The 11295-nt window shown below is 64.6% G+C and carries 12 protein-coding genes; 6 read left to right on the top strand and 6 right to left on the bottom strand.

Annotated features, from left to right (window positions below; translation table 11 throughout):
- Positions 1–367: 367 nt before the first annotated feature.
- From GGQ90_RS22255 to GGQ90_RS22270, 4 genes are all read left to right on the top strand, one after another.
- Positions 368–607 (top strand): helix-turn-helix transcriptional regulator, encoded by a 240-nt coding sequence (locus tag GGQ90_RS22255; protein WP_185703819.1) that lies wholly within the window; start codon positions 368–370, stop codon positions 605–607.
- Positions 608–855: 248 nt separating this feature from the next.
- On the top strand, positions 856–1125 hold the full coding sequence (locus GGQ90_RS22260) for a type II toxin-antitoxin system Phd/YefM family antitoxin (protein ID WP_159365511.1): 270 nt from the start codon (positions 856–858) through the stop codon (positions 1123–1125).
- Positions 1122–1553 (top strand): type II toxin-antitoxin system VapC family toxin, encoded by a 432-nt coding sequence (locus GGQ90_RS22265; RefSeq protein ID WP_185703815.1) that lies wholly within the window; start codon positions 1122–1124, stop codon positions 1551–1553. Before GGQ90_RS22260 ends, GGQ90_RS22265 begins: the two co-directional genes overlap by 4 nt.
- Positions 1553–3193 carry a recombinase family protein gene (locus GGQ90_RS22270; RefSeq protein WP_185703814.1) on the top strand — a complete coding sequence of 547 codons (1641 nt, stop codon included), beginning with the start codon at positions 1553–1555 and terminating at the stop codon, positions 3191–3193. The genes GGQ90_RS22265 and GGQ90_RS22270 overlap by 1 nt, the downstream gene beginning before the upstream one ends.
- An 89-nt stretch (positions 3194–3282) precedes the next feature.
- Here the strand turns inward: GGQ90_RS22270 and GGQ90_RS22275 are convergent, their stop codons facing one another.
- From GGQ90_RS22275 to GGQ90_RS22295, 5 genes are all read right to left on the bottom strand, one after another.
- Positions 3283–4590, bottom strand: a complete 1308-nt coding sequence (locus GGQ90_RS22275) for a DNA-packaging protein (protein WP_188083989.1) — start codon at positions 4588–4590, stop codon at positions 3283–3285.
- Between the two features lie 34 nt (positions 4591–4624).
- Complete coding sequence (locus GGQ90_RS22280) at positions 4625–5941, bottom strand: M28 family peptidase (protein WP_188083990.1); 1317 nt, start codon at positions 5939–5941, stop codon at positions 4625–4627.
- Positions 5942–6018: 77 nt separating this feature from the next.
- On the bottom strand, positions 6019–6987 hold the full coding sequence (locus tag GGQ90_RS22285) for a phosphatase PAP2 family protein (RefSeq protein ID WP_188083991.1): 969 nt from the start codon (positions 6985–6987) through the stop codon (positions 6019–6021).
- A 231-nt stretch (positions 6988–7218) separates the two neighbouring features.
- On the bottom strand, positions 7219–7782 hold the full coding sequence (locus GGQ90_RS22290) for a hypothetical protein (protein ID WP_188083992.1): 564 nt from the start codon (positions 7780–7782) through the stop codon (positions 7219–7221).
- Between the two features lie 27 nt (positions 7783–7809).
- On the bottom strand, positions 7810–8148 hold the full coding sequence (locus GGQ90_RS22295) for a hypothetical protein (protein WP_188083993.1): 339 nt from the start codon (positions 8146–8148) through the stop codon (positions 7810–7812).
- Between the two features lie 970 nt (positions 8149–9118).
- Here GGQ90_RS22295 and GGQ90_RS22300 point away from each other — a divergent pair.
- Positions 9119–9412, top strand: a complete 294-nt coding sequence (locus GGQ90_RS22300; RefSeq protein WP_188083994.1) for a hypothetical protein — start codon at positions 9119–9121, stop codon at positions 9410–9412.
- Entirely contained in the window at positions 9412–9879 is a 468-nt protein-coding gene (locus tag GGQ90_RS22305) for a hypothetical protein (RefSeq protein WP_188083995.1), read from the top strand. The genes GGQ90_RS22300 and GGQ90_RS22305 overlap by 1 nt, the downstream gene beginning before the upstream one ends.
- Before the next feature lie 549 nt (positions 9880–10428).
- Here the strand turns inward: GGQ90_RS22305 and GGQ90_RS22310 are convergent.
- Entirely contained in the window at positions 10429–10974 is a 546-nt protein-coding gene (locus GGQ90_RS22310; RefSeq protein ID WP_188083996.1) for a hypothetical protein, read from the bottom strand.
- Positions 10975–11295: the final 321 nt, after the last annotated feature.

Below are 11295 nucleotides of genomic sequence, written 5' to 3' on the forward strand. Positions count from 1 at the left end.
CGGCGTGATAGCCTCTTGCGCAAGGCGTGCGATTCGCACAATCTTCTGTCTTGGCGGGCAGGCCACCGGGGAAGGACCGGTGATATGCCAAATACATCATAGCTCAAATGGTCTGAGGCGGATCGGCGAGCGTTAAAAGCGTGGCAATCAGGCAACAATGCCTGAGAAAAACGCATGCGGAAACGAAGCGGGCAAGTTCCCGCCAAGTCCCGCTATGATCGCCGATGTCCCTCTACGTCCCTCCATAGCCCTATGATTGGCATCCGGCCTACAGTGAGGTCGGTGACGCGCATCTTGTCTTGCGCGGAAACTGCGCCATTCTGGGCTTTAGGGGGCATCGCCAACGCATGATTTGAAAGCCTCCCCAATGTCGAATGCAGAACGTATTATCCGTCTCGATACCGTCCGTGCCCGCACCGGGCTTTCCCGCTCGACCATCTACCGGAAGATAGCGGACGGCACCTTTCCTGCGCAGCTCAAGATCAGCGTCCATGGCGCGGGCTGGCATGAGTCCGCCATCGAGCGCTGGATCGCTAATCCCGCTGGCTATAGAGCCGACAACGACAACCCGTCCTCTCAGGGAAAGGCGGGCCATGGAAAAGGGTGACGATACTGCGGCTCCCAATCGCTTGCGCCCCGCCAACGACAATGAACCGGAATCCGACCTGTCCGGGATGAGTGTTGAAGCCGCGCTATCGCACATCGCGCAAGCCATCGGTCGGCATATCGCGCGCCAGCATATCCGGGCACGCAAAGCGGCCAATGACAATGATCCGGGACCACCACTACGGCCGCCGGAACCTTGACTTTTCGAAGGTTTTAGCTATTATGACCATGATAAATGGAGATGTGGTTATGGCAGTCGAAACGCATCCGGATAGCTGGACGGTAGCACAGGCCAAGGCGCGCCTGAGCGAGGTAATCGAGAAGGCGCGGCGCGAGCCCCAGGCGATTACGCGTCACGGCAAAAGCGCCGTCGTCGTGGTCGATGCCGAACTATGGGAACGGGTTCAACGTCGCCAGCATCGCGGCAGCTTCGCCGACTTCCTGCTGACCTCGCCGTTGCGCGGATCGGGTCTTGAGGTCGATCGCCTCAAGGATGGTGTTCGCGAGATTGATCTATGAGTTTCCTGCTCGATACCAACATCATCTCGGAGGGAGCAAAGCCGCGTCCTGATCCCGGCGTGATGGATTGGCTGGCGTCGGTGGATGAGGAAGAGCTGTTCCTGAGCGTGGTATCGCTGGCAGAACTGCGCCACGGCATTGAGCGCATGGACAAGGGGGCACGACAGTCGGGCCTCGACATCTGGCTGACCGAACAACTGGCGCCGCGATTTGAGGAAAGACTGCTCTCCATCGACAGCGTAACGGCGGATCTGTGGGGCCGTATTGTCAATCGAGCACAAGGCGCGGGCCGCCCCATGGGAGCGATGGATGCTTTCATCGCCGCCCATGCGCAGCAGCACGAACTCACACTCGTGACCCGCAATATTTCCGACTTCGAGGCGACTGGTATCCGCCTGTTCAACCCATGGACCGAAGGGAAAGCCTGATGAATCGCGTTGCCCTGTACGCTCGCTATTCCTCGGATCAGCAAAGCGCGGCATCGATCGAGGATCAGCTTCGCGTCTGCCGCGAGCGCGCAGCGCGCGAGGGCTGGCATGTCGCAGGCGTCTATGAAGATGCCGCGATCTCCGGCGCCAGCATGATCCTGCGCCCCGGTATCCAAGCGCTGGTGCAGGATGCGCAGGCGGGCAAGATCGATATTGTCCTTGCCGAAGCGCTGGACCGAGTGTCACGCGATCAAGCGGATGTGGCGACGCTTTTCAAGCATCTCCAGTTCGCCCGCGTGCCGCTCGTCACGCTCGCCGAAGGCGAGATTTCCGAACTGCATGTCGGCCTCAAGGGCACGATGAACGCCCTGTTCCTGAAAGACCTCGCGAAGAAGACCCATCGCGGACAGCGCGGGCGTGTAGAGAAGGGCTTTTCGGCAGGACCGGTAGGCTATGGTTATCGCACGGTGCGGCGGCTTTCCTCCGAAGGCGAGTTGGTACGCGGCGAATGCCGGATCGAACCGTCAGAGGTTCCCATTGTCGAGCGCATCTTCCGCGAATTCGCGGCGGGAAAGAGTCCCCGCGCTATCGCTCGTGATCTGAACGCAGATGGCGTTCCCGGTCCATCGGGCCGCCCTTGGAGCGACACCACCATACGCGGCAAGCGGAGCCTCGGCATCGGCATCCTCAACAACGAGATGTATGTCGGCGTCCGGGTCTGGAACCATAAGCAGTCCGTCAAGGACCCGCACACCGGCCGGACCGTGCGTCGTCCCAATCCGGAGTCCGAATGGGTTCGAGCCGAAGCGCCTCAGCTCCGCATCATCAGCGATGATGTTTGGCAGGCGGTAAAGCATCGGCAGGACGTGCTTGGCGAGCAATATAAGCCGATGATCGACGGCGTTCATGCGGCGCAGGCGAGCCGGATGCATCAGGCGCGGCGCCCGGTCACCCTGCTATCGGGCCTTGTCGAATGCGGCCTGTGCGGAGGCAAGGTTGGCCTGGCGGTCAATGGCCGCTTTGGCTGTATGAACCATCATCGCCGCCATACCTGCGCCAACAGCCGCACCATTCGCCGCGATGCGCTGGAAGAGCGGGCGCTTGCGGGTCTGCGTGAACGGCTGGTGTCACCGGAAAAGGTCCAGGCGGCCGTTGCCGCCTATGCCGAATATATCAACCGCCATAATCGCGAGCAGCGGGTGCAGATTGAAGTCGATCGCCGCTCACTGGACAAGATCGAGCGCGCCATTGCCGGAATCATGACCGCTATCGAGGATGGGCTCTATCAGCCCACGATGAAGGCCCGCATGGCGGAGCTTGAACGGCAGAAGAGTGAAATCGCCGCCCGCATGGCGCTCGCCCCCCAGGCTGTTCCTGACGTTCATCCCGGCGTCGCTGAAATCTACAAGCGGGAGATGGAACGCTTCATCCAAGCGCTGGAAGACCCGGAAACCCGGCTCGACGCCTCTGACGCCATTCGTTCGCTCATCCACCGGATCGTACTGCATCCCGGCGAGAAACGCGGCGAAATCCATGCCACGCTTCATGGTGCCTTGATGGGCATCCTCGATTTTGCAAAGGAAGATGCCCAGTCTGAACCCGTTGTTACGACAAAGGTGGCTCAGGGTTCGCTGGCATGACGAAATAGGGGGCGACTGAAAGCCCCCCCTCTCCGCGCCTCCGCGTCTCCGCGCGAAAATCAATCGCACGCGCACCCACCGCCCCCCCCTCAAAGCCCCCTGACCCGCGCCTCGCCCCTGGCCCCCAGCATCAGCTCGCTCAGCCCCCAGACCAGCGCATCCGCCCGATCGGGCGAGCGCCCCGGCCCGACATAGGTTCCCCCCGCCAGCAGCCCGCACATCTGGTCCTCCAGCTCGGGGAAAGCCCCGCGATGCGCCACCCGCCCGGCCTCATAGAGCGCCGCCACCGGCTCGGCCCGCGCCGCCTTGCCCCGGCTGGCATGGACCAGCCGCAGCGGCAACGTCTCCTGCGCCGCACGCAGCACGCTCGCCACCATGTCGCCACCATTATTGGCCTCGGCCACCACCCGGTCGGCGCCATGGCCCTGCGCCGCCTGCGCCACCGCCCGCGCCCAGCCTTCGGGCGAGCAACCCGCCACGCTCGCGTCCGCGATCACATAGCCGCGCCCGTCTCCGCCCAGCCCGACCACGACGATGCCGCACGCATCGCCGCCGGCCGTTGCCGGCGGATCGACCGCCACCACCACCCGCACCAGCGCGCCCGGCACATGCCGCACCCGGCACGCCTCCAGCCCCGCGCGGGTCCACAGCGCCCCTTCCGCCTCCTCGATCAGTTCGCCGTCCAGTTCCTGCCGCCCCAGCCGCGTGCCGCCATAAAGGCGCGTCACATCGTCGACGAAGCCCGCCGCCAGATGCGCTGCATTGTCCGCCGTCCGCCCCCGCGTCAGCACCACATCCGCGCCATCCCTTGCCACCAGCGCCCGCACCAGCGGCACCGGGCGCGGCGTCGTCGTCGCCACCACGCGCGGATCACGCCCCAGCCGCATCGCCATCATCATATTGTCCCAGGCCGCCTGCCCACCCGGCCATTTGCCGATCTCGTCGGCCCAGCCATGGCTGAACTGCGGCCCGCGCAGGCTTTCGGGCTCGGCCGCGCCGAACAATCGCGCCTGCGCGCCATTGGGCCAGGTCAGCGTGCGCAGCGCCGGGGCATAGGCCGGCCTGGCCCACCAGGGCGCCACCGCCAGCACCCCGCTCGCCCCCTCCACCATCACGCTGCGCGCCTCGCCCAAAGTCGCGCCGACCAGCGCGATCCGCGCCTCGGGATCGCGCTCGGCAATGGCGCGCACCCATTCCGCCCCGGCCCGCGTCTTGCCGAAACCGCGCCCCGCCATCATCAGCCAGATGCGCCAGTCGCCCGCCGGGGCCAGTTGCGCGGGCCGCGCCAGGAAATGCCAGTCCTGCCCCAGCCGCTCGGCCGCCTCGACGCTCAGCCAGCGCGCCAGTTCGGGCCAGGCCGCCGCCTGCTCGACCCAGTCGCAATCGGCCATCTGCATCACCGCCCCCTTTCCGGGGACGAAGCCGCCCCGCTTATTTGCGCGGCGCCATCCCGCCGAACGTCACCAGGCTCTCGGCCCCGTCCTTGGCCACCGCCGCGACGCCGATGAAATGATCGTCGACCACGATATCCTTCAGCACCGTCTGCGTGCCGCCAGTCACGACCCGGCTGTCGCTCCAGTCCTGCTTGTCCGCGCGCCGCCAATACACCTTGTAAGCCGTCGCACCCGGCACCGCGTCCCAGAACACCCGCGTGTCCATCGACAGCGCGCCATCCAGCGACACCGTCACCGGCGCCGCTGGCGCATCGGCCAGCCGCCGCAGGGTCGCGACATTGAGCGCCGTCACCTTCGCCAGATAGGGAAAGTCCATGCCGTCGACCGTGTCGCCATAGACCCGGCCATTTTCGGTGCGCAGGTCCTGATGCTGCCGGTCATAATTCTCGATCCCCACCGAAAAGCGCACCGCCGGAAAGCCCAGGTCCAGGAAGGGCGAATGGTCGCCGCCGCGCCCGAACCGGTCGAACCGCCGCACCGCCAGCACCTCCAGCCCGATCCTGGGGTCCGCCTGCGCAATGCCGTCGATCGCCTTGGCCAGCGCCCGCGACGGGCCGTCATCCTCGCCGCCGATCGCCCGGCGCGTCATATTCGCCTTGGCGTCGTCCCCCGCGCGAATGCCTTCGGAAAACACCCGCACGCGGTCCGCGACCACCTGGCCATTCTGCCCCACCGTATTGCCGACAATATCATTGTTCAGCATCGCCCGCACATGCCAGCCGCGCGCCTTGGCCGTGCTGGCAAGCAGCTTGCCGCCCCACAGCCCCTGTTCCTCGCCCGACAGCAGCGCATAGACGATCGTGCCGTTGAACTTCTGCCCGGCCAGAACCCGCGCCGCCTCGATCACCAGCGCCGTGCCCGACGCATTGTCATTGGCGCCCGGCGCATCGCTCGTAATGTTCATCACGTCGGTCACACGGCTGTCGATATGGCCCGCGACGATCACGACTTCGTTCGGATCGCCGCTACCCTTCTGGATCGCCAGCACATCGACCACCTCGACGCCATCGGGCGCGCGCGGCCCGGTGAAGCGATCCGCCACCGTCTCGACGCTCAGACAGCCGCCACAGCCCTTGCCGATCCGCTCGAACTCGGCCTTGCCCCAGGCCCGCGCCGCGCCGATCCCGCGCCTGGGGTCGGTCGCGCTCGACAGCGTATGGCGCGTGCCGAAGCTCACCAGCCTCTCCACGCTCGCCTTCAACCGCGCCGCATCTGGCGCGGCGGGCGCGGCCGGCGCCGCCAGCAAGGGGGTTGCAAAAGCCGAAGCGGCGGCGAGCAGGATCAGTTTCTTCATGGGAGCAGTGTCTTAGAGGCTTTTCCCGCCAGGTAAAATCATCTGATCGCCCGACATCGACAGCCACCCCCCCACCGTCAGATGGACGCCAGCCCCGCTTCCCGTCGCCGGATCGGTCGCCTGATCGCCTTCCAATCGAGACGGATATCCGCGCCCCGGCCATGCACGGCGATCGCCGCCGCAATGGCGATCAGCGCCAGCAAGAGGCCGCCCAGCGTATCCACCAGATAATGACCGCCGACCGGCACCGCCGATGCGAACATCACCATGTTCAGCACCAGGAACGGCCAGCGCAGCCAGGTGAAGGGCCAGAAGGCAAATATCAGCAGGATCGCCGATGCCGCATGGAAACTGGGCATGGTGATGATCCCCGTCAGCGCGTCGCCATCCAGCGTCGCCCTGGCCCCGGACCGCAGCCCCTCCATCAACGTCTCCAAATGCCAGGATGCCCAGGCGGTCGCACCCGGCATCTGCGCCGGATCGACATCATAATAATGGAATGCGGCCACCGCCGGAAAGAAGGGGAATGCCAATATGGTCAGCAACAGGCATATGCCCCAGGCGGTCATGAACCGATAGGCCAGCGCTGGATGCCCCAGCCCACATAGCAGCACTATCGCCAGTTGCGGTTGCCAGTTGATCGCGGCATAGGCGTGTATCAATAATGTCGCGATCCGCGGACTGGCCTGAAACCACGCCATCATCGCCAACCAGTCGAAATATAGCGCGCGGTCCGCCGCGGCCAGCACCCCATCCGCATAGGGCAGGGCCGTTCGCGCCAGGGCCGCACAGCCCAGTGCAGCGGTCGCCGCCATGAAGTAGAACAGGCCGGTGATCACCAGCATATGCCCCAGCCGCTGCCCGCCCCGCGCGCGCTCTGCCGCGGCGCCATCGCGCGATGGCATGCGGCGAAGAAGATGAAGCCCACAACCCAAGAATATCATGATTGCGATATAGAGTGGCGCCAGATCGACGATGTCGACGCGGAATGACTGCACCGTCGCCGCGGCCGCCAGCAGGATCGCCATCAGCATTGCCAGCAGCATGACCGGCCATGAATGCCGAAAATCGCCGGAATGTCCCGCACGCACGTTGCGCACGCGAACGACAATATTGCCGAACACCGAAACCCCCCACAGAATTTCACCCTACAGAGGCGGTTATAGGCAGTCAGTGTAGGAAATATTAAGAAGAAATTCTCGTCAGCATCGAAAAATCATCCATCGTCTACTGGCCATCGCACGATAATGTCGATTGTTCGACATTCCCGACGGCCTCTATTCCTCGATCACCCGCTGCACCGCGATCACCGCCGGATCGCTGTCGATCGCATGCAGATAGGCGGTGCGCTCGGCGGTCCCGCGGCTCAGCTTCGCCAGACCGCGCACCTGATCCTGCGTCAGCATGATCCGCACATAGCCGCGCTCGACCAGGCACTGGTCCAGCGCCGCCTGCAATTGCGCGCGCACGTCGCTGCGCGTCATCGCCTGATATTTCGCGCCGAAATTCGCCGTCCGCCGCGCCACATTGGCCGCGTCATGATGCATGCCGATATTCGCCGCCGCCATCTGCGCGCTGGCATCGCCCCCGCCCCCATAGGTCCGCAGGATCATCGCCAGGTCGACCGAACTCAGCGCATCCAGCGCCTGCGCCGTCTCCGGCCGCACCGTCACCGTCCTGTCCCGCGTCGCGTCGGCGCATGCCCCTGCATCGCCGGCATAGTCGGCCAGCGACACGCCCGCCTTCGCCCAGCTTGTCGGCGGCGCGGCGATCGCACCAGCGGGCATCAGCATCGGCGCCAGCAGCAGCAACGCCATCCTGTTCCGGGTCACACGCCGCATCCTCGCCTCCTCAGCCCCAATGCCGGTTCAGTGCCGCGCCTTCGCCCAGCGCCCGATCATCCAGATATGCAGCGCATGGATCGCCACCATGCCCGCCGCGATCGCCAGCAGCACCGGCAACACCAGCCCCTCCTGCCCGGCGCGCGGCGGCACCCACAAAGCCATCGCGCCGATCACCATGATGAGGATCGTCCCCAGCACCGGCGTGAAGGCCAGCGCAACGGCCCGCGGCGCATGCCAACTCACCGCCCCGGTCAGCGTCCATTGCATCGGCAACCGGTCGATCGCGCGGAACCGCCGATCGGCGCGCGCCGACAGCACGATCATCGCCCCCACCGCCGCCAACAGGATCGTTACAACCAGCATCGCCCGATCTCCAAAGCCTCGCGCCGATCCTATCAGAAGAACCGCGCGCCAGCAAAAGCCCGCCGCACGAAGGGCGGGCCGCCACCAGGAGCGGCCATTCCCATCTTCGTCATCCTGACGAAAGTCAGGATGACGCCAACAGGGATCGACGGGTTGCGACCAATTCCAGACATGTTCCCCCTCCCGCAGGCGGGAGGGGTTGATGGGAGGCGCGTGGCTCCCATCAAGGGGATGGGCTGAACGTTGCGAAATCCCACCCCGCTGCGACTAACGCGCTGCGCGCGCAAGTCTCGCTGCCCCTCCCGCTTGCGGGAGGGGAATGGCAGGAATCCACCCTCGGTCGCCGTTCGCCAAGCTGTCCGGCGCCCGACTGCCCCGATAGCGGTTGGCCCGTTCCTGAGCGGGATAGCTGCCCGGCGCGAAGCGACCAATCGCTGCTGTAAATTCCTCCCCTGCAAGGGGAGGGGGACCACGAAGTGGTGGAGGGGTATCACGCTATCGAGAGCCCCCTCCGTCTGGCCTTCGGCCAGTTCAAGGGAGACACGGGTCTCCCTTGAACTCCCCTTGCAGGGGAGGATGGTCTGGAAGCGACCATTTTTTGCCATTAAGATAGGCTCGCGCCGATCCCGATTGCGGACATCTCTTGCCAAAGGTAAAGTCTGCTGATGTTTCGTTCTACAGCAGACGTCCCTCGCGGCCCGCACATAACCTATCTTTGCATGACATGCGGCAGTTCCATACCTTCTGCGCCGCGAGGAAATGTTGGCTGCGATTGCGGCAACCTTTTCATCGACAAAGATTGCCATCGATTTGTGGTTGAGGACCTCAGCAAGCTGAATGTCCATGATCGGTCGCAGCCCCTACCAGATGGCAAAGTGCGATAAGCGTGGATCGACCATTTGTTGCCGTTCGTTCCCGAAAAAGCGCTCTCCAGTTGCCGACATAGCCAAAAGGCGCTTATCCATTAGCGATGCAGGACGAATTTGAATGGGACGGAGATTGGGAAACCGCATCGGCTAAAGATGCTGCGTGGGCGGAAGAGGAACTGCGTCGTGAACTTGCCCCCGGCCACATCCTTTTCAATGCTCGCTGGAAGGCCCTTGGGCGGCGCTGGCGACGAGACGATTTTCTCTTTCAACTTGAGGATGGACGATTTGCTCAAATCCATCTGACCAGACACATCGAAACCGATCCCCGCTGGCCCGTTGCGGAGATTTTTGGAAGTTTCGATGACTGGAAAGCAACTCCCTCGGAGGACCGCTGATGCTTTCCGTTTTCGCTTTCTTGATGCAAGCGGCCCTACCATCCACTAGCCTGAGCTATAGCGGCAGAACCGACTACCAAGGTCCGGGAACTGTCTGTGGAGCCGCTTTTTCTGTTCTTCTGCGGGAAGGTGAGAGCGCCGCGCTCATCAAACGAAGCGCCATTGATGCGGAGTTATCGTTTACAACTCGCGATGGCGATTTCACCATACATGAAAGCCAATATGCCACATTGGGAGGCAAGGTGGTGCGCCACTTTGCCGAAGGTCATCTCAGGCGAAAGCGCGAAGCGACTAGCTATATGTGGACCTTCCGAGACGCAGCACCCGGCTCGACGGACGTATCTGGACCCGGCGTGAATACTCGCAGACCAAGTGCTGCATTGGAACGGATCGTGTTCGAACCGCCACGCAATGGGTTCGTCGGAGGAGAAAAATGCTTGGCTGGCGCATCGTCTGATAAACGGTGAAGTGATCCAGCCAGTCGGCTTTGAGGCGAATTGTCCGAAAAGCAGACTTTCTGCAATCCACCCAACTCCGTCACCCCAGCGAAGGCTGGGGTCTCAGGCGGTATCAGAAGGAGGCCAGCCGTCTAGCGCTATCCGTTTATGCCGCGTGCGCCTGCCTGAGATGCCAGCGTTCGCTGGCATGACGAAGTTTCCTGAAAGCCGCCAGTCAACTTCCCACCCCTTTTCGTCATTCCCGCGAAGGCGGGAACCCATCTCCTGACCTTGCGTCAGGTGCAACGCTGAGGAGATGGCTCCCCGCCTTCGCGGGGATGACGGTGTGGGATTGGGGCGTCCGCTCCCCACCCAACTCCGTCACCCCAACGAAAACCGGGGTCTCAGACGCTGGCAGAAGGAGGCGAGCCGTCTCGCGCTATCCGTCTACCTCGCGTGCGCGGGCCTGAGATGCCAGCCTTCGCTGGCATGACGAGATAGAGGACCGTTTCCTAACCGCCCCTCCTCGTCCTCCGCGTTTTCCACACGCCAAAATGAAGGCCTGGATAGCCCATCCCCTCACGTCCCCGCAGCCGCGCGTCGCCGGCGCACTTCCGCCAGCACCCGCTCGACGCTGGCGATCGCCTCGGCGCTACCCGGCCCGGCCACATCGCCCCGCGCCGCCCGGCGCGCGGCGACCTGGGCGGCATGCAGCTTCAGCAATTGCAGCCCCAGCGACGGATTGGGCGCGCGCTTGACCTTGCGGGTCTTCACCGCCCCCTCGCCATCCGCGATGATTTCCTCGCTCTCGCAGCCCTGCAGCGCCAGCCGGATCAGCATCGCCTCGATCTCGCCATAGCCCTGCTCGATCGCCGCGTCCCAGCCGCGCGCAAACTCCGCGTCGCGCTGTTTCAGGCCATAGGCCGCCTGCCGGCTCTTCCCCACGGTCCGCGCTGCCTCGCTGACATTGCAGGTTTCGGCCAGTTCCGCCAGGAAACGGGCGCGCACCGCCTTGCTCCACGCGTCCCGCCGCGCCTTGCGCACCTGCGTCCGCACCCCGTCGCCCGCCGCCTGCCGCTGCACCACCCGCGCCGGCCGCCTGGCCGCCCCCTTTCGCGCGCCCATCGCCCTCTCCCCAGATTGTCCCGAACCATCGACCCGTCCCGCGCCCGCACGCCGCCATGGGCAGCAGCCCCGGCGCCACCTCGCCGGCACGCCCAACGCAAAAGGGGCCGGCCCAACCGGACCAGCCCCTTTCGCCTCACCTGATGGCAATATCCGTCAGCACCCCATCGAGGCGCCGGCTTCCCGAAAGCCCAAGCCCTCAAACATCAGTCCCGAAAGCCCAGCCCGAAAGCCCAGCCCGAAAGCCCAGCCCGAAAGCCCAGCCCGAAAGCCCAGCCCGAAAGCCCAGCCCGAAAGCCCAGCCCGAAAGCCCAGCCCGAA

It is taken from the genome of Sphingobium scionense (assembly GCF_014197035.1).
GTDB lineage: Bacteria > Pseudomonadota > Alphaproteobacteria > Sphingomonadales > Sphingomonadaceae > Sphingobium > Sphingobium scionense.